This is a genomic window from Microbispora sp. NPDC046973 (assembly GCF_040644495.1).
Lineage (GTDB): Bacteria > Actinomycetota > Actinomycetes > Streptosporangiales > Streptosporangiaceae > Microbispora.
Genome location: NZ_JBEYWQ010000017.1, coordinates 29,117 through 48,412 on the forward strand (window position 1 = coordinate 29,117; position 19,296 = coordinate 48,412).

The 19,296-nt window shown below is 65.3% G+C and carries 12 protein-coding genes; 6 read left to right on the top strand and 6 right to left on the bottom strand.

Annotation, left to right across the window (positions count from 1 at the left end; all coding sequences use genetic code 11):
• The first annotated feature begins 118 nt into the window (after positions 1–118).
• The 4 genes from ABZ860_RS27560 (at position 119) to ABZ860_RS27575 (ending at position 11,858) form a co-directional block, all read left to right on the top strand.
• Positions 119–3,577, top strand: a complete 3,459-nt coding sequence (locus ABZ860_RS27560) for a helicase-related protein (protein ID WP_357225353.1) — start codon at positions 119–121, stop codon at positions 3,575–3,577.
• Positions 3,574–6,324, top strand: a complete 2,751-nt coding sequence (locus ABZ860_RS27565; protein ID WP_357225354.1) for a DUF1156 domain-containing protein — start codon at positions 3,574–3,576, stop codon at positions 6,322–6,324. The genes ABZ860_RS27560 and ABZ860_RS27565 overlap by 4 nt, the downstream gene beginning before the upstream one ends.
• Before the next feature lie 51 nt (positions 6,325–6,375).
• On the top strand, positions 6,376–9,765 hold the full coding sequence (locus ABZ860_RS27570) for a Swt1 family HEPN domain-containing protein (protein ID WP_357225356.1): 3,390 nt from the start codon (positions 6,376–6,378) through the stop codon (positions 9,763–9,765).
• 92 nt (positions 9,766–9,857) lie between these two features.
• A complete protein-coding gene (locus ABZ860_RS27575; protein ID WP_357225358.1) occupies positions 9,858–11,858 on the top strand; it encodes a DUF262 domain-containing protein in 2,001 nt (666 codons plus the stop codon).
• A 96-nt stretch (positions 11,859–11,954) separates the two neighbouring features.
• Here ABZ860_RS27575 and ABZ860_RS27580 read toward each other — a convergent pair whose 3' ends face one another.
• On the bottom strand, positions 11,955–12,557 hold the full coding sequence (locus tag ABZ860_RS27580; protein ID WP_357225360.1) for an ATP-binding protein: 603 nt from the start codon (positions 12,555–12,557) through the stop codon (positions 11,955–11,957).
• Positions 12,558–12,771: 214 nt separating this feature from the next.
• Between ABZ860_RS27580 and ABZ860_RS27585 the strand changes: the two genes are divergently transcribed.
• Together ABZ860_RS27585 and ABZ860_RS27590 are read left to right on the top strand one after the other, a co-directional pair.
• Positions 12,772–14,157 (top strand): hypothetical protein, encoded by a 1,386-nt coding sequence (locus tag ABZ860_RS27585; protein WP_357225361.1) that lies wholly within the window; start codon positions 12,772–12,774, stop codon positions 14,155–14,157.
• 69 nt (positions 14,158–14,226) lie between these two features.
• Complete coding sequence (locus ABZ860_RS27590) at positions 14,227–15,114, top strand: aminoglycoside phosphotransferase family protein (protein WP_357225363.1); 888 nt, start codon at positions 14,227–14,229, stop codon at positions 15,112–15,114.
• A gap of 23 nt (positions 15,115–15,137) precedes the next feature.
• Here the strand turns inward: ABZ860_RS27590 and ABZ860_RS27595 are convergent, their stop codons facing one another.
• Genes ABZ860_RS27595 through ABZ860_RS27615 form a run of 5 tightly spaced genes read right to left on the bottom strand, consistent with a single transcriptional unit; the run spans position 15,138 to position 19,291 of the window.
• Positions 15,138–17,867, bottom strand: coding sequence for a LysM peptidoglycan-binding domain-containing protein (locus ABZ860_RS27595; RefSeq protein WP_357225366.1), 2,730 nt, complete (start codon positions 17,865–17,867; stop codon positions 15,138–15,140).
• The gene (locus ABZ860_RS27600; protein WP_357225367.1) at positions 17,864–18,283 is read right to left on the bottom strand and encodes a pilus assembly protein TadG-related protein; all 420 of its coding nucleotides are present in this window, start codon (positions 18,281–18,283) and stop codon (positions 17,864–17,866) included. Before ABZ860_RS27600 ends, ABZ860_RS27595 begins: the two co-directional genes overlap by 4 nt.
• Positions 18,280–18,711: a TadE/TadG family type IV pilus assembly protein gene (locus tag ABZ860_RS27605; protein ID WP_357225369.1), complete on the bottom strand. Its 432-nt coding sequence runs from the start codon at positions 18,709–18,711 to the stop codon at positions 18,280–18,282. Before ABZ860_RS27605 ends, ABZ860_RS27600 begins: the two co-directional genes overlap by 4 nt.
• Positions 18,708–19,082 carry a TadE/TadG family type IV pilus assembly protein gene (locus tag ABZ860_RS27610; RefSeq protein ID WP_357225372.1) on the bottom strand — a complete coding sequence of 125 codons (375 nt, stop codon included), beginning with the start codon at positions 19,080–19,082 and terminating at the stop codon, positions 18,708–18,710. Before ABZ860_RS27610 ends, ABZ860_RS27605 begins: the two co-directional genes overlap by 4 nt.
• Positions 19,079–19,291, bottom strand: a complete 213-nt coding sequence (locus ABZ860_RS27615; RefSeq protein ID WP_161627956.1) for a hypothetical protein — start codon at positions 19,289–19,291, stop codon at positions 19,079–19,081. The genes ABZ860_RS27610 and ABZ860_RS27615 overlap by 4 nt, the downstream gene beginning before the upstream one ends.
• Positions 19,292–19,296: the final 5 nt, after the last annotated feature.

Here is a 19,296-nt window from a genome sequence, read left to right on the forward strand (position 1 = left end):
CTCTCGACTTGCCGGAAGGGTTGTAGGTGAACGTGAAGCGCGAGCGTGACTCTCAGGAGAGGCGCAGATGGCAGGCGTAAGGCTAGAGGACTTGACTCCTGGGGCCATCGTGGACGGCGTGACTACCAGCGGTGCGGTCACGGTGGTGGCGGTGAAGTGGTACGGCCAGAACGCTCTCAACCTCACCTACCGCGCCGAGGATGGCAGTGTCGCCGACCAACTCCTCTATCGCGATTGGGAAGCCAGGCTCACCATCCGCGCCGCCTCGGCCGCCTACAGCTTTGACGGCGATGGCGCGCTGTTCAAGCTGGCCGCCGAGGCGCTCCGGATTCGCATGGCGGCCCGCTTCGACCCCATGCTCGCGGTTACGACCAGCGACCTGGAGCCGCTTCCGCACCAGATCCAGGCAGTCTACGGCGAACTGCTCGACCGCAGCCCGCTCCGCTTCGTCTTGGCCGACGACCCCGGCGCGGGCAAGACCATCATGGCCGGCCTCTACATCAAGGAGCTGATGCTCCGCGGTGACCTGGAGCGCTGCCTGATTGTCGCCCCCGGCGGTCTGGTTGACCAGTGGCAGGAAGAGCTCCTTGACAAGTTCGGCCTCCGCTTCGATGTGCTCACCCGCGACCTCATCAACGCCCAGCTCGACCAAACCGTCTTCGAGAAGTTCCCGCTGCTCATCGCCCGGATGGACCAGCTTTCCCGCTCCGAGGAGCTTCAGGAGCAGCTCAAGCAGTCCGACTGGGACCTCGTCGTGGTCGATGAAGCCCACCGAATGTCGGCCAGCTACTTCGGTGACGAGCTGAAGAAGACCAAGCGCTACCAGCTCGGCGAGGTCCTCGGCAAGCACACTAGGCACCTGCTGTTGATGACCGCGACTCCGCATGCGGGTAGTGAGGCTAACTTCCAGCTCTTCATGGGCCTGCTCGACTCCGACCGTTTCGAGGGCAAGTACCGCGAGGGCGTCAGTTCGACCGACACCGACGGCCTCATGCGCCGGATGGTCAAGGAGGATCTGCTGACCTTCGAAGGTAAGCCTCTCTTCCCTGAACGGCGCGCTTACACGGTTCCCTATCTTCTGTCCGACGCCGAGCGTGAGCTGTATGAGGTCGTGACCGATTACGTCCGCGACCAGATGGGCAAGGCGCAGGCGATGGCGGACGGCAAGCGCGGCAACACCGTCGGCTTCGCCTTGACCGTCCTGCAGCGGCGCCTGGCCTCCAGCCCCGAGGCGATCCTGCAATCACTCATACGGCGCCACAAGCGCCTGCAACTGCTCCGCCAGGAGATGGCCGCCGGTCGCAGCCCTATTGAAGCCAAGTTTCGCGACCGGCTGGCCGCGATGCTCGGCAAGGACCCGGCGGACTACGACGAGGCTCTGGATGATCTGCCCAGCGCCGAACTCGAGGAGCTGGAGGACGACGTCGTTGACGCGGCCACCACTGCGCAGACCATTGCCGAGCTGGACAAGGAGATCCTTATCCTCGCCGACCTGGTCGAGGTGGCTCGGCAGGTGAGGCACAGTGGCACCGACAAAAAGTGGACCGAGCTGCGCGAGCTGCTGCTGAGCCACCCCATGGTCCGCGACAATGACGGCAGCCCACGCAAGCTGATCATCTTTACAGAGCACAAGGACACCCTGGAGTACCTCCGAGGCCGGATCAGCGGCCTGCTCGGCAGTGAGGAGGCCGTGGTCACGATCCACGGCGGTGTCTCCCGTGACAACCGCCGAAAGATCAAAGAGCTGTTCACCCAAGACAAGGACTGCCGCATCCTGATCGCAACCGATGCCGCCGGCGAAGGTCTCAACCTCCAGCGCGCCAACCTCATGGTCAACTACGACCTACCATGGAACCCGAACCGGATTGAGCAGCGCTTCGGCCGTATTCACCGCATCGGCCAGACCGAGGTCTGCCACCTGTGGAACCTGGTCGCCCAGGACACCAGGGAAGGCGCGGTGTTCATCCGTCTTCTCGACAAGATCGAGGAGCAGCGGAAGGCATACAAGGGCAAGGTCTTCGACGTCCTCGGCGAGGCGTTCCAGGACCGGCCGCTGCGGACGCTGCTCATGGAGGCGATTCAGTACGGCGACCGCCCCGAGGTGCGCAGCCGGCTTAACGAGGTCATCGACTCGTCGGTGGGTGACGGCCTGGAGAAGCTGCTTGCTGAGCGCGCGCTCGCGCACCAGAAGCTGGCCGAGGCGGATGTCGCGGAGTGGCGACTGCGGATGGAGGAGGCACGGGCACGGCGCCTACAGCCGCATTACATCAAGGCGTTCTTCATCGCCGCGTTCAAGCTGCTCGGCGGCCGGATCTCCGAACGCGAACGTGGCCGGTACGAGATCACTCACGTTCCGGCGGACGTGCGCCAGTTCGAGCGACTGATCAAAGTCGGCGCCCCGGTGCTGCACCGTTATGAGCGAGTCACCTTTGACCGCGAGCTGGTCCGCCGGCCCGGCGCGCCCCGCGCTGACCTTCTCGCTCCGGGTCATCCGCTCCTCGATGCGGTGATCGCCTTGATCGTCGGTCGCTACGGCACGCAATTGAAGCAGGGCGCGATCCTGGTCAACCGGCGCGACGTCGGTGAGGAGCCACGGCTGCTGGTCGCCGTGGCCCAGGAGATCGCCGATGGGCATGAGAAACCGCGGATCATCAGCAAGCGGTTCGACTTCGTCGAGATCGGCCCATCCTCGACCCGGATGGCCGGTTCGGCGCCCTATCTGGACTACGCTCCAGCGACTGAGGAAGAGCGGGAACTAGTTCAGGTTGTACTCCGGGAGCCCTGGCTGGCCAGTGGGGTCGAGGACATCGCGATCGGCTGGGCCGTTCAGAACGGATTGAGTGCGCATGTCGCCGACCTGCAGGAGCGGGTCAACCGCGAGACGGAACGGACTCGCAAGCTCGTACGGCAGCGCCTGCTCCAGGAGATCAATTATTGGGACTCGCGTCACGCCGACCTCCTGGATGCCGAGGCGTCCGGCAAGTCGGTGAAGATGAAGTCCGAGTTCGCCGGTCGGCAAGCGCGAAATCTGGAGCAGCGGTTGGAGCGTCGTATGGCCGAGCTCGACCGTGACGCCCGACTCCAAGTCCGGCCACCGCGGGTCAGCGGGGCGGCTCTGGTGATCCCGCAAGGATTGCTTGACCGGCTGGTCGGGCTCCGTGACCAGCCGGCGGAGGCATATGCACGGGAGACCGAGGCCGTGGAACGGCGGGCGGTCGACCGGGTGCTGCAGGAGGAGCGGAAGCTGGGCCGGATCCCGGAGGAGATGGCGCACAACAACCCTGGCTACGACATTCGGTCACGTACGGTGGATGACCACTGGGTGTTCATCGAGGTCAAGGGCCGAATCGCCGGGGCGGACGACTTCCACGTTACCCGGACCGAGGTCCTCACCGGAAAGAACTCGGGGCAGAGCTTCCGGCTGGCGTTGGTCAGCGTGCATCCCGATGGGCCTTCACAGGATGATGTGCGTTACATCATCGATCCCTTCAGGGACGTGGATTTCGGCAAGTTTGACGCTACCGAGCTGGGTGGCGACTGGAAAAAGACGTGGACACGAGGAGGAACCCCGGTATGAGCCAGGGACCCAGTGGTAAGTACCGGCGCAAGCTGATCGATGTGACGCTTCCCCTCACGCAGATCAGCACGGCCAACGTTGCGGAGAAGAACCGCAAGGTTGGCACTGTCAAGAACTTTCACAAGTGGTTCGCGCCCATGCCCACTCCGGGCCTACGGGCCTTGATCTTCGCATCACTCGTCGACGACCCTGGCCCCGGCCCCGAGCGTGATGCTCTCATAGAGGTGGTGAAAGAGCTCGTTCCTCCGACCGGCGTTGCTCCCTCAGATGGGGTACTCCGCAAGGCACTAAAGCTGATTGCAAAATCCAACCCGACTCTGCCTACCGTGATGGACCCCTTCGCTGGTGGTGGCTCCACAATCGTGGAAGCACTCCGGTTGGGGCTTCCGGCGGTAAGCTCTGATCTGAACCCAGTGGCAGCCCTCGTGACGAGGGCACTGGGCGAGCTTCTGCCAACAGTTGCCTTAACACCCGCCATTTCCAAGAGCAACGACGCCGGCCGGATGCGTGATCTGCCGTATGACGGATTCGCAGACGATCTGCGCCACTACGGGGCTCTAGTCCAGGAAGCAGTTCAGGCCAATGTGGGCCACCTCTACCCGGTCCTGTCTGAGGGCGAGCCCGTTGCCTGGCTCTGGGCTAGGACCGCGCTCTGCCCGAACCCCATGTGCGATGTCCGGGTTCCCCTATTCGGATCGCCATGGTTGAGCAAGCAGAAAGGCCGTGAGGCTACGGTCGAAGCAGTCGTTGAGGGGAGTGAGGTTCGATTCGTCGTCCACCAGGGCAAGAACAGTCCTGCCAAGGCGACTAAGGGCAGTGGGCGTGCACAGTTCGCCTGTCCGAAGTGCTCGACACCCCTAGGGGAGAAAGAGCTCCGCGCGGCAGGCAAGGCTGACGAACTTGGTTTACAACTCATGGCCTACTGCATGGACACGAAGTCTGGACGAACCTTCGTTACGCCTTCGAGTGGCCTTCTTCCCGACTCCGACCTCGAACTTCCTGACGATCTCGACGATATCGAGCTGATCGGTAAGGCTGCATTCAATCTTGGCGGTTACGGCTTCAAGTCCTTCTTGGAGATTTATACTCCTCGGCAGTTGATAGTTCTTAAAGCCTTCTCTGACGAGGTGGCCGCGATCTACGACCGGATCGTCGAGGATGGCGGCAGCTCGGAACAGGCTCGTGCCATTAGCACAATTCTCGGCATTTGTGTAAGCAAGATGGCCCAGGCGAACTCGACTCTTGTTCGCTGGTTCATCGATCCGAGGAACGGGGCCCCGAAGGCTGTGCAAGCCTTTGGTACGCAGGCCATGCCGATGCTATGGGATTTCGCGGAAACGTATCCCTTTGGGAAATCGGTCGGAAGCTGGACCGCGCAAATCTCATCCATTGTGGGTCTCTTGAAGATCCTGCCAATAAGTGTGACTCCAGGGCGGGTCGCTCAGATTGACGCGCGTCGAGCGGGTGAGCTGGTCGACCCCGGAACCGCACTGATCGTGACAGATCCTCCATACTTTGGACAGATCAACTATGCGGACCTGAGCGATTACTTCTACCTCTGGCTTCGCCGAGCGCTCCGCGGTGTTCACCCAGACTTTTTCGGGACGATTGCAACACCAAAGGCAGTAGAGCTTGTGGCGAACCCTGGACGCCATGGCGGCAAGGAGGCAGCCAAGCAGTATTTCATCGATGGCTTTACCGAGGTCTTCACCTCGTTGCAGAAGGCATCCCACCCGGATCTGCCGATCGTCGTCGCGTACGCAGCGAAGCAGGACGACGCCGAAGGGAAAGGGGCAGTCTCGTCAGCATGGGTCGCGATGCTCCAAGCCGTCCTGGCCTCTGGCCTTGCTGTCGTAGGCACGCTGCCGATCGAGTCAACGATGAGCACTCGCCAGATTGGCCTCGGTTCAAACGCACTCGCTTCCTACATCATCCTCATCTGCCGTCCACGTCAGGCCGAGGACATCGCCGACAAGTCGACCTTCCTCAGCAGGCTTCAAGAGGAGCTCCCAGAGGCCATCGAGGCACTTCGCAAGGGTGGAGTGTCGCCGCTGGACATGGGGCAGGCGGCAATCGGGCCGGGCATGCGGATCTTCTCAGGCTATCGCGAGGTGCTCCAGCCGGACGGCGCTCCCATGACCGTCCGTGAAGCGCTGATAGAGATCGACAAGGCCGCCACCGCGATCATTGATGGCGAGGAGGCCGAGTATGACGCGCCGACCAGATTCGCACTGAAGTGGTTCCGGCAGTTTGCATTCGACCGGGGTGACTTTGGGGATGCGGACGTTGTGCTCCGTCAGACCGGCACGGGGATTCGCGACCTCGTCGAGGCTGGGATCGTCAGCAACACGCCGCGCAGCAAAGTTTGCCTGCTGGACTTCGATGAACTGCCGGCCAACTATGACCCGGCCAAGGATGAGCGAATCTCCCACTGGGAAGTCGCGATGCACCTCGCCAAACGCTTCAACGAGCAGGGCATAGACGGGGCGGCCCGGTTGGTTGCCGGAGCGCGTAGCCGTAGAGATGCCGCGATCAGCATGGACCGCGTCAACCGTCTCGTCCACCGGCTCTTCAAGATCTCAGATCGTCGATTCCAGAAGACCGCCGCTATGTTCAACCAGTTGGGCACCGCGTGGCCGGACATCATGGAGCGAGCGCAAACTGTCACACCTGACCGATATGTTACGGATGAGATCGATGGCCTCTTCTCTACCACCAATGAGGGGGCCAGCGGCGATGACGACTGACAATCGGATGCGCGGGTGGACATGGGTGGCGAGGACTTAGGCAAGGACCCAATGGCACTGTCACACGCTCAGCGGGTAGGCAAGGGCTTCGAGCTCCTAGCCGAAGGGCTGGAGCCGGTCGTGGACCGGCTGATGCAGGCGGCGGCCCCGGCCGGGAAGGACTGGCTCGACCTCATCGCAGCCAAGGAAGCCGCCAAGCACGGCGGCGGGATGAAGCTGTCTAAGCACGACCCGCAGCTCCAACTCAAGGTCATCACCGATCACAAGAACGTCTTTCATGAGCTGATCGGGCACAATGGCTACCGCTACGCAAGTGAGCTGCGGGAAGTGCGTAATGCCTGGGCTCACAATGACAAGTTCACCTTCTACGACGCCGACCGGGCGCTCGACACCATGGAGCGGCTGCTCCGCGTCGCCGGCGCAGTCGACGCTGCTGAGCAGGTCCTCGCCCAGCGGGAAGAGCACCGCAGCCAGACCGACGACAAGCGGGCCCGCGACAAGATCCGCAAGTCGTCACCTGTCGCGCTCTCGGTGGACGGCCACGGACTGAAGTCCTGGCGCGAGGTTGTCATTCCCCACCCCGATGTACGCACGGGCCAGTATGCCTCTGCCGAGTTCGCCGCCGACCTACATCAGGTGGCGACCGGCAAGAGTACGAGTGAGGAATACTCCGACCCCATCCAGTTCTTCAACCGGACGTACCTCACCGAGGGCATCAAGGAACTGCTGACCAACGCGGCCCGCCGGATCGCCGGCGACGGTAACGCCGAACCGGTGTTCAACCTGCAGACCAACTTCGGTGGCGGCAAGACGCACTCCATGTTGTCGCTGTGGCACCTGTACGCGCCAGGACTTACAATCCACGACTTCCCGCAGCCGGTGCAGGACATGCTTGGCAACATCCCACTCCGGTCCGGGGTGCGTCGAGTTGCGCTGGTGGGCAACCGTATTGAGGCGGCGAAGCCTTCCTCTAAGGATGGCCGCCCCGGGATCAACACGCTCTGGGGCGAGCTGGCCTGGCAGCTCGGCGGCCAGGATGCTTACGACATCATCGCCGCGGCCGATCATGCACGCACCCCGCCGGGCGACTCTCTACAGGACCTGCTGGAGAAGTACGCGCCCTGTGTGATCCTCATTGACGAATGGGTGGCCTACGCGCGGTTGCTGCACGGCCGCAGCGACTTGCCTGGCGGCACATTTGAGGGGCAGTTCACGTTCGCCCAAACGCTGACTGAGGTCGCCAAGGCCGTCCCCGGCGTCATGCTGGTCGTGTCCGTTCCGGCCTCTCATGATCCCAAGGACAAGCACGCCCGCGCCGACGAGGCTGAGGTGGGCGGCGTCCGCGGGCAGGAGGCGCTGGAGCGTCTGCAGAACGTGGTCGGCCGTGTGGCCAAGCACTGGCGGCCGGCCTCTTCGGACGAGTCGTTCGAGATCGTGCGGCGGCGCCTCTTTGAGGACCTGACGCCGCAGGGCCAGCGTGACCGAGATGTCATCGCCAAGGCGATGATCAGCTTCTATCGAGAGCACACCGGTGAGTTCCCGCATGCGGTGACCGACCGAAACTACGAGGACGAGATCAAGCGGGCCTACCCCATCCACCCCGAGCTGTTCCACCGGCTCTACGAGGACTGGTCGGCGTTGGAACGCTTCCAACGTACCCGCGGCGTGCTCCGTCTGATGAGTGCCGTCATTTTCCGGCTGTGGCAGGAGCAGGACCCTGCTCCGCTGATCATGCCGGGGTCGGTGCCGGTGAATGACGAGTGGGTGCTCGGCGAGGTCACCCACTACCTGTCCGACAGTTGGAAGGCCGTCATCGAGGCCGACGTGGACGCACCGCACTCCACGCCTGAGCAGATCGACAAGAGTCGTCCCGCGTTCTCCCAGCGCCACCTCACACGACGCCTGGCACGCGCCGCATTCCTGGCCTCGGCGGCCCGGAGTGGCGCGCAGCAGAAAGGTGTCGAGCGTAAGCGGATCTGGCTTGGCACCGCGCTACCCGGCGATGTCGTTGGCAACTTCGCCTCGGCCATCCACTTGCTCAGTGAGCAGGCGCTCTACTTCTACGTGGACGGCAGCTCCTACTGGTACGACACGCAGCAGTCAGTTAACCGTCTCGCCCGGGATCGTGCCGAGGAGTACCGCAGCCATCCTGAGGACATCTACGTCGAGATCGTGGATCGTCTGAGAAAGCGCGACGCTGACAAGAAGCACAAGGACGTCTTCGGCAGGGTCTTCGCCGGGATGGAGAGCGGGGACATCACCGAGACCACCGAAGTCTCGCTGGCCTTGGTGCATCCGCGCTACCACTACTCCGCGGCCACCTCCGTCAATCCCGCGCGAGACTGGGCGATGAAGACCCTGGAGTCCCGCGGCGAAACTCCCCGCGTCAACCAAAACATGCTGGTCTTCGTCGCCGCGGACCGGGAACTGCTGGGCTACCTCATGGACGCCGTCCGCGACTACCTCGCCTGGGACTCCATCGTCGAGGACCGGGACCTGCCGCTGGTGCCCGATCAGATGGCCATGGCGCGCAAGCGCCGCAAGACCGCCGACGACACGGTCTGGCTCCGACTCACTCAGGCATACAACACGGTGATCTACCCGATCTGGGACGACAGGACCGGCCGTGTCGGGCTGCGTGCTGCCACCCTCGACGACGAGGGCGATGTCATCCCCGCCCGGGTTGGCGTCAAGCTTCGCAACCTCGACCAGCTCCGTGTGGTCATGGGTTCCCGGCTGATCCGCCATGACCTGGAGAAGAAGCTCTCCAAGGTTTGGGCCAACGGGCACGTCTCCCTGGGTGACCTGTGGCAGTACTACTGCCGCTTCCCGTACCTGAGCCGACTGCGCAATCGACGGGTCCTGGAAGAGGGCATCTACAACGTCCTTGAGGAGACAACGGGCGAGTTCGAGGGCTTCGCCATCGCCGCCGGATATGACGAGCAGGATGGTCGCTACATCGAACTCGTCATCCCCGGCCGCGGCGAGTACGTCAGTCAGCTGACCGACCACACCCTGCTCGTTGAACTGAATCGTGCCAAGGCGCAGCGCCTCCTCGAGGAGCAGCAGCGCCAGCCCGACCCGACGCCGGGCGGCGGTGATGCGGACCCAGCGGACACAACAGGCAACGGATCAGGCCCCACCGAGAAGCCAAATGCCGACGGTTCTCCGAGCCCAGGCCCGACGCCGCCGCTCCCGCCCGCTCCGCGAAACACCCGGTTCTGGGGCTTCCACCGGGTCAACCCCGAACGGTTCTCCCGGGACCTCAACAACCTTGCCAAGGACCTCCTTGCGCTGCTGACTGCGCCCGACGGCGTCGAGCTAGAGGTTGAGGTTCAGATCACCGCACGGCGTGCCGAGGGATTCTCCGACGACACGATCATGAAGGTGATGGAGAACCTCGGCCACCTCAAGGTCGAGGGCAAGTTCGAAGACAACTGATCCCAGTACGGCTGCCGCTCGCGCGGCGGCAGCCGTACACACGGTTGACTATTCACATCCGCTCCTCATAGATCCGGAACGAGGCACCCCCCATGCCCGTGGAGAAGACCGAGCGCTCCATCAAGACGCTGATCGACCAGATCTCCGCCGGCGAGATCAAGCTTCCGGAGATTCAGCGCGGCTATGTCTGGCAACCGACCCAGGTCGCCAAGTTAATCGACTCGCTCTACCGCGAGTACCCTTCGGGCTCCCTACTGCTGTGGAAGGCCGAGGAGACACCGCAGACGCGGGGGGCGGCGATTGGGACCACGCCGCAGGAACCCAAGGTGCCGCCGCTCTACTTGCTGGACGGGCAGCAGCGGCTGACCTCACTGCACCGGGTCTTCAACGACCATACGGACGCACAGATCGTCTTCAATATCGAGACCGAGGCGTTCCAGAACCAGAGCGGCGCAACCAGGAACGATCCCCGCTGGATCAAGGTCCACGACGTGCTCCGCGACGACGCTGACCTCTTCGAGATGCAAGGAAATCTGCTGGACGCCGGTGTCCAGGTCAGCTCCCGGCAGATCGGGCGTCGCCTAAACCGCCTTGCGGCGATCAAGTCGCGCATGTTCTATATGGAACTGCTCACCGGGTTCGGCTACGCCGAGATCGCCCAGATATTCGTCCGGGTCAATAGCGGCCGCGCACTCAAGACGACCGATCTGGCGTTAGCCATGCTCTCCGCTCGCTGGCCTGGCATTCTGGAGAAACTCGAACACGAGGCGGCGTACTGGACGCAACGCCACTATCCGGATCTGGACGTCACATTCCTGACCCGGGCCCTGGCGGGGGCCGTCCTCGGCGGGGGGCTGTCCACTTGGTCGCACAGCCGTCTGGTGGCCGCCACTGATGGCCAATTAGACACCTCATGGAATACGGTCCGGCGCGGCCTGCGCCACCTGGTGCCGCTACTGAGGGAGAACCTGAAGATCACCAGCAGCACGCTCATCCCTTCCCACATGGCGCTGCTCCCGCTGGCCATTTTCTTGGGTGAGCGGCCGGACGCGCCGCTGGACGCGGAGACGCGCGATGGCATCCTCTACTGGTTCCTCCTGGCCAACCTCCGCAATCGCTACAGCAGTTCGACCGACACGATGCTTGGCCGCGACATCCCGACGGTTCGCGAACCGGAACCGGTCAAGAAGCTGCTCGCCAACCTTGGTGTGATCGGGGCCAGAATCGAGATCACCCCGCAGGACTTGACCGGCAAGAGCAGGGAGAGCGCCTACTTCACGTTGAGCTATCTCGTGGCGAAGAAGGCCGGCGCCAAGGACTGGTGGTTCGGCACCGAGATCTCCGCAATCGCCGAAGATCACATCAAGCTCGAACACCACCACGTCCACCCGCAGGCGACTTTGAAGAACCACCCCAAGAAGTACACCAAGGCTGAGATCAACGACCTCGCCAATCTGGCCTTCATCTCAGGTAAGGCCAACCGGAAAATCAGCGACCGGTCCCCGAGCGTCTACTTCGTCGACCCAGATCTGCCGCCGCTGACCAAGGAAGACCTCGCAGCCCACTTCGTCCCCTACGACGAACCGCTCCGGGACGCCACTAATTACCGCGAGTTTCTGGCCGAACGCCGCCGCCTGCTCGCCGCGGCCATGACCGAGCTCCTTGACAGCTTCCGCCCTGCCTGGCTCGACCAGGCCAGCACGCCCGTCGAGGTGCGGCCGGGCTCCACCCTGGAGTTTGTCCTCTACCAGAGCCGCTGGGACGTCGGCCGGATCCTGGCCACTGCCAAGGTGGACGACATCGTCTGGACCGGCTCCTTTAGCTTTGCCGAGCTAGAAACGGCGATCGAGACCGCCAACAACAGCCTCGACAGCGACCTCGATGTTGCCGGTCAGTCCGTCCCAGTGCACGTGGAAGGGGATACCGTCGAGATCGCTGTCGGCCCGTTCATGGTCTCGGGCACCATCGACGCTTGGCACGAGATGATGAACCACGAGCGGGACCAAGCCCTGCCGCTCTCCCAACTCCCCGACCTGGAAGAGCGTACTTGGACCGGCGAACTCATTCCCTTCCCCGTCACTAGCGTCGAATAGGCGGGAGGTGCTTAATCGCCCTGGACCAAGAGTGGCCGCGTGGCCGGAGTCGGGGGTACGTCCCGGGGGCGGACGAGTCTCCGGCCACGCGGCGGTCTATGCGCCGCTCTGCTCCAGAGCGGCGATTCGGTGTGCGAGGTCGTGCGCAGACGAAGCGGAGATCAGAAGCGGCTTGGCCGTCCGGGGCATGGCCCACCATTGACGCGTCTGGTTGCCGAACCAGCAGACCCAGGCGCCGAACTTGGTGCCCAGCTCAACGAGGGCGCGAGCGGGCTCGACCTCCGGTGACGTCCGGACGACGGACTGCTGGGCTGGCCAGCGGAACTCGGCCCACACGGTGCGGCCTCGCGCGTCCCCGTCGACACCCATCTGCTCGCTGAGAGTCGCCACGATCGCGAGGCCGCGGCCGCCCTCAAGGAGGTTCTCGGTCTCGGCAATGCGGATGGTTGGCTGCGTCGCGGCTCCTGCGTCCGCGACGGCGATGCGCAGCTCGTTGGTGCTGCGCTGCACGTGGACGACGAAGGTGCCGCCGTTTCCGGAGTGGGTGTGCATGATGGCGTTCGAGGCCAGCTCGGCCACGCAGGTGATGACGGCGTCGCGGTCCGGGCAGTCCGTCAGCAGGCCGCCGACATACCGGCGTACCTCCCGGAGTTGGCGCGCCTCGCCGCGAAAGGCGCGCTGGCACCAGCCAGGGGTCATTGCTGTCTCCTCGGAATGAAGGGCCAACCGCACTCCCGCTCGGTTGCCGAGGCCCAAGGAAATCTCATCCGCAGCGCCCTGACCAGGCGTTTCGCCTCTGCTGCAGGTTCAGAAAGTTCGCTGTGTTCATCGGTGAACATGACAGTGATGGGGCGATTGCAGCCTGTTATCCTGCGGGCCCCGTTGTCCTCCTCATCAGGAAGGGAAGGACGAAATGATTGGACTTGCGCGCCTGTACGCAGAGGCCGGCTTCGGCAAGCACGAGAGCTTCGCCGCGGCGGTCAACGCCCATCCGCTCGCCCGGGAGTCGGGCGTGAGCGTGAGCCGGGTGAGCATCGGGCGCTACCTGTCCGGGACAACCGTGCCGGACCTGGCGGTGGCCCGCGTCATCGTGGCCGCGCTCGCTGCGCGCCTCGATCGGCCACTCACGCTGAACGACGTGTGGCCGGTGGCCTTCGCCCCGGCGGTCTCCGACCTCGCTCTGCGGTACGAGCGGTCTCTTCCCGTCACCGTCGAATGCGTCGCCGAGCTGCTGGCGTGCGAGGTGGACCATGCACGCGCCCGGGCCCTGGCCGCGTTGGACTTCGCCCCTCCATCTGTTTCCGAGGCCATCACCGGCTGGCGGTACGGTCTGGTCGACTCGGTGACCGGCAGGCAGACGGAAAGCCGGGATGTGACGCACCGCCAAGTCGCCCAGATCCGTGAGACGTGCGCATGGTTCTCTGGGCTCGACCACGCCCGAGGCGGCGGACTGGTACGCAGCGCGGTGACGACCTACCTGCACGATTACGTGACCCCTCTGCTGCGCAGCAGCTACACCGGTGCCGTGGGCCGTAGCCTGTTCGCTGTAGCGGCCGAGATGCTGCAACTGGCCGGATGGATGGCCTACGACCTCGAACGGCACGGCCTGGCCCAGCGCTACTACATCCAGGCGTTGCGTCTGGCCAAGGCTTCCGGCGTGGAGTCGCGGGGCTTCGACGCGTTCGTGCTGGTACGGCTCAGCCAGCAGGCGCTCAACCGCGACCACGCCGATGAGGCCCTCTACCTCGCGCGTGCCGCCCACGACGACGTCGCCCTGTCCGCCACCACACCGGCCGTACGGGCACTCGCCTACGCCGCAGAGGCTCGCGCGTGCGCCCGGCTGTACGAGAAAGGCGACACCCACGCGGCCTCGGCCTGCCGCCAGGCCCTCCTCGCCGCCGAACGGGAACTCGACACCGGCGATCCCGGCGGTGAGCCTGCCTGGATCGGCTACTTCGACCCGCCCGAACTCGCGGCGGAGGTAGCGCACTCGCTGGTCGTGATTGGCGACACCACCGCCGCGCTGCCGCATCTCGACGCAGCGCTCACTGGCAAGAGCAGCGACCGCGCTCGTGACAGGCTGTTCTGCCAGCTCAACCTGGCTGCAGCCCATCTCAGGACGGGCGACCTCGACGCCGCCCTGGCCGTCGCGGAGCAGGCTCTCCCCACCGCTGGAACCATCGCCTCCACCCGGGTCCGCAGCCGGTTTCGGAGCTTCCGCCGATCGCTACCGGCCAAGGAGCCTCGCGTTGTCGCGTTCGATGAACGCGTGCATGATGAATTGGCCGGAGTTGCGTAGAGCTCCGGGGGCCAGACGACGAAGTGCCGTCTGGTGAGCCGGGCAACACGGGGAGCGCCAACTCTCACGATGAGTACGCAGCCGGTCGACGCCCCCTACAGGACAGCCCTGGTAGACGCCTGTCGACAGGCCGGGCTCGATTGTGATGGTGCTCGGCTCCTGCGCGTTCACGCCAACGCGATCTACCACTTGCCCCGGGAGAACGCCGTCGCCCGTGTCCGCAACGCCTCGGCGCTGGAACGGATGCGCATCGCCGTCCAGACCGCCGCCTGGCTCGCCGAGCAGAACTTTCCTACGCTAAGGCCACTCGACGTTACTCAGCCCGTGATCGTCGGCGCCCACCTGGTGACCTTCTGGGAGTACCTGCCGCCCCTCGACGGACGGTCGGCCGACATCACCAACCTCGCCGGCCTGCTGCGCGTGCTGCACCGTCATCCGCTGCCTCCGTTGCCGCTTCCCTCTATTCGCCCGGTGGGGAGCACCGCAGCCGAGGCGAGCGCGTCCACTGTCCTGTCAGGGAGCGAGCGGAACTGGCTGGTCACGCGTTGCGTGGAGTTGGAGGAGGGCTTCGCGCGGCTCGCGGCCACGCTGCCGTGGGGGATCGTGCACGGTGACGCCCACACCAACAACCTTCTCCCTCAGTACGAAGGCGGCTGGGTGCTCATCGACTGGGACTCCGTCGGTGTCGGCCCGCCTGCGTACGACTTCATGCCCATCTACCTGCGCCCCCGCCGCTTCGGCTATCCGCAATCCTTATGGCAGGACTTTTGTACGGCCTACGGAACCGACCCAGTGGAGGACGGCGACCTGAACCTGCTGGCACAGATCCGTGAGGTTCGCAGCCTCAGCGCCTTCATCCGCGGCGCCGAACACAACCCTGCCGCCCGTGCGGAGCTGCTCAACCGTCTGTCCTCCCTCATGACAGGAGACAGCACACGCAGGTGGAACGCCCTCTGATCCAGCTTGACCGACGGCGAACCCTAAGCCCGTGGGGTCTGAAGCCTGGCCGGCGGCTTTGAAGCCGTATTCATCCGGTCCAGAAGGGCTTGGGTTTCGGAGGAACACGCCACCCCGAGGGCATCGAGGCGGGCCTTCAGATGGCGAGCGCGCATGCGGGCTTCGTCAGTGCGGCCGAGGTCGATCAGGAGCCGGATGACGGACCTGGCTGCGCTCTCCATGTCCGGGTCGAGAGCGCACGCCTGATCGTAAACCTCCAGCGCACGCTCAATCCGTCCCTCGCGTTCGTGGAGCACTCTGAGCTGAAGGAGGGCCTTCACGCTGGCCACGGTCAGCGGCCAGCGGTGGTCCTGATCGAGCCAGTCGTACTTGAGGCCCTGGCACAGGCGTCCCTGGCACAGCCTCGCGACCGCTTCCAGCGCGATCGTCTTGGCCTCGTCGTCGCCGGCGATACGCGCGTCCGCGAGCGCGCGGTGGAAGGCCCACAGGTCCACGTCGACGCGCTGCGCCTCGATGCGGTACGTCTTGCCGCTTCGTTCGACGAAACTGGCTTCCTTCTCGCCCAGGCCGGAGGCTCCGCGCAGTGCGGCGCGCAGGTCCTTGAGGGCGGCGTGGAAGCGGTACCCGGCCAGCGTTTCCTCCAGATCCGGCCAGAGATGCTCGCAGATCTCCTCGCGATCCAGGCCCTTTGGGTGGGCGGCCAGGAGGACGAACAGCTCCAGCGCTTTGGCGCGGCCGGAGATGTCCACTGGCGTCCCGTTCACCTCGATGACCGGTGCGCCGAGGATGGCGAACCGGACCGGCTGGGGTGCGGTGCTGGGTGGCGGGACCTCGAGTTCTGTCGGCTTCTCGGTTGGCTCGGCTGGCATGCCGTTCCCCACGGCGAGTGTGTGGAGCACTGTCGCCGCTGCATTCGCCGGCATGTGGAACAGCGTGACATCGCGGAGTTCCTTCGCCAGAGGGCCGATCGTCTCGGCCACTCGGTGGTCCTGGTCGATCTCACAGGTGGTTCCGGACGACGATCGCCCTATCAGGACGGACCCGACGCCGAAGGTGGACCCCAAGCTCATGAGGGTGTCCAGGTAGGCATGGCCATCCGCAGCGCAGGCGGTCAACAGCAACGCGGGCAGCGGCTCGCCGGGCTCGGTCTCGCGGAGCTGGGGGATGTCGTCGGTGTCGTGGTCGCGGAGTATGCGGCGGCGGGCGACGAACTGTTCCTCCAGGTGGTCGATGGCCTCGTCCAGGGTGGCGACCAGCCGGAGGCCCGGCAGGTGGTTGGCCAGGGTGGTGATGGCCTCGCCGAACCACCGTACGGCGTCCTGGGAGGGGACGACGATCTCGGCGCGGTGCTGGTCGGCCTGGGCGAGGAGGTCGAGCACGATCGCTCGTACGCAGTCTTCGGCTCCCGGACCAGTCAGCGCCAGGTTGAGCCCGGAGAGTTCCAGGGAGACCGGATCCTCGCCGCGGATCCCGGCTTTGAGCATGAGCGGCGGGTCGATGGAGAACGCGGAGGTGACCAGTTCGAAATCCTCCGGCGGACCATCTTCCGATTCGGCGAAGCTGCGGCGGTGTGACTGCTCCAGCGCTCGTACGGCGGGCGCCTGCGGTTCGGGAGCAGGCACGCTGAGCGGCTCGTCGACGGCCGGGACGGGTAGACGTCGCCGATGGCGGAGCCGGGCGGAGGCGAGCGCGATGGCCACGCCGGCGGCGAAGGAGATCGCCATAATCCCGCCTTCGGGCAACACGACCACGCTGGAGCAGACGGCCGATCTCCTTGGCTGCGGCGAGAAGTCCGCCGCGGGACGTGGCGAGACGTCTTCGTGATGAGCGGGTTGCCGCGTTGCCGTTGTAGTCGTGAGAAGGGGCGAGGGGGCGCGTTGGTGGGTCGGATCGGCCTTCCTGGTGTCCCGTTCGCGTTCCGGTAGGACGAGGTGCCATCCGGATTCCAGCACGTCAGGATCGGTCAGTCGGGCGCCGCCCGGCTGCGGCCGATCCTTGTTCAGCCTGAAGATCTCTCTGAATCGCTTGCCGTCTCCGAGGCGCTGTTCGGCGATCTCCCACAGACTCTCGCCCGGCCTGACGGTATGGGTGCGTTGGGGTGAGCGAGGTCCCTTCCTGGCGGCGTCGCCGGGCAGACGTAGCGTCCATCCGGGTCTCAGCCAGTCGCCTCGGGTGAAGGTCTGCCCGTCGTCCATGGTGCGTCCCTGGTTCAGCGCGACGATCTCCCGGTAGCGCATCGGGTCTCCGAGTTGCTTGTCGGCGATCGTCCAGAGCGTGTCTCTCGGCTGGACCACATAGGTCGCGTGCGGCTTGGCCGACTCAGAGGTCTTCGGCTCTGCCGCCGTGAGGTGGTGCGAGGGCAAGGCCGCTGGTGTGACTGCCACCGCTGCCGCCGGGATGGTTCCGCGGGATGCGGCAACCGGAGCTGTGGTCGCCACGGTGATCGTGGTGATCAGGTAGGCCGCCAGTCGCTGGAACGGCATGCGTACCCTCCCGCGCTTGGCGCGGGCCGTTGCCACCAACTCGGCGATCACGGCCCCGGCGAACAGGGCCCAGCACGTCCATACGGTTGCGAGCAGGAGCGTCTTGATCACAACGGGTTCGGCGGGCGTGGCCAGGTCGTCGAGAGTGGGCAGGTCCACCGGCCAGAAGAAGGTCAGCAGGATGGCGGGGATCCCGGCGAGCAGCCCAGTAAGCACCGCGATCGCCGCTGCCTTGGCGAGGATGGGGTGACGCAGCCCGTACATCGTCATGATCGTCCTCGCTCGATGCCCTGGAACATGCGCGCTGAGGCGCTGGCTGTGGCGGTCACGCTGCCGATCCCGATCAGGGAGATCAGCATGGTCGGCCGGGACACCGCGACGGTCACCTGGACCGCGCGGTTGCCGGATAGGGAGGCGTTGCCCGAGTGCCCGCTGGAAGACAGGTAGGCCCGGGCGGCGGCCAACGCCCTGGAACTGTCGATCTCGAATCGGCCGCCGGCGTAGGCGTGGTCGATGTCCACCTGTCCAGCTCCGGCGCGGGCGGCCTCCTCGGCCACGGCATACGCCTCTCGGTATGCCTGGATCTTGGCTCCGCCGTCCACGACGAGGCCGGCGCAGATCAACAGCGCCAGGGCGAGCACCGCGGTGAACGCGGTGACGGAGCCTCGCTCCTCGGTCCGGGTCACGGTTGTCCGTTCCTTGCGCGGTGCGGGTCGATCGGACTGCTGAAGCTGCTGGTCAGGCGCTTGGATCCGGGAACTCCGGGCACGGCGAGGTCGGCCAGGTCCACGTCACAAGTGACACGAGCGACCACGACAGCAGGCCTTCCCAGCGGAGTGGAGAACCCTGTCGTGTCGACGGTCACCGATGGCGAGCACGCCAGTCCTTCACGGTCGAGCGCCGCCCGCGCACTGGACAGAGCGGCCGATCGTGCCGCGGTTGGATTGCGGGCGATGGAAGCCTGGCGGGCCGCGTCCCGCGCCGCGGCGTCGATGGCACCGTAGGCGAGCGTGACGCGGCCCAGTCCGACCACCATCAGCAGCACAGCAACCAGGGCAGGCGCGATGATCGCCGTCTCCAAGGCCATCGAGCCGCGCTCACGCAGGTCCGTCATTCGGATGTCCACTTCTCCACCGGGGCCCGAGCGACCTGCTCGACATCGAGGGGCAACAGCGGAATCAGGCTGATCGCCTGGCCGCTGACCGCCACGTTGAGGCTGTCCGCTGTGCGCTCGACGCTGACCTTCGCGGAGGTGAGGAACGACCCGCCGGCCTGCCGTATGAAGCGTTCGGCTGTCGCCTGCCCGGCGGAAAGGCTGGAGCCGTATGCGCGCCCGGCTCGCAGTCCTTCCTGAGCCGCCGCCAACGCGAGGTTCCGGGCGTGGAACCACAACGCGGCGTTGATTGCGAGCAGGACCAGCAGGAGGAGCGCGGGATAGACCAGCGCGGCCTCCAGCGTCGCCGATCCTCGCTCACGCCCGTTCATTTGATCTTGGCGAGCTGTTCGTTGACGACGGACGTGATTTTCGCGCCTACGGCGATGGCCAGCAGAAACACCACGGCTGCGATGATCACCCATTCGACCGTCGAACCACCGCGTTCAGGGTTCGCGCCGCGCCGCTGCGCGTACCGATTGATAACCAGCGACATCCGCTCCAGCTGTACGGCCAGCGCGAGCATGGCTCTGTAGATCATCGGTG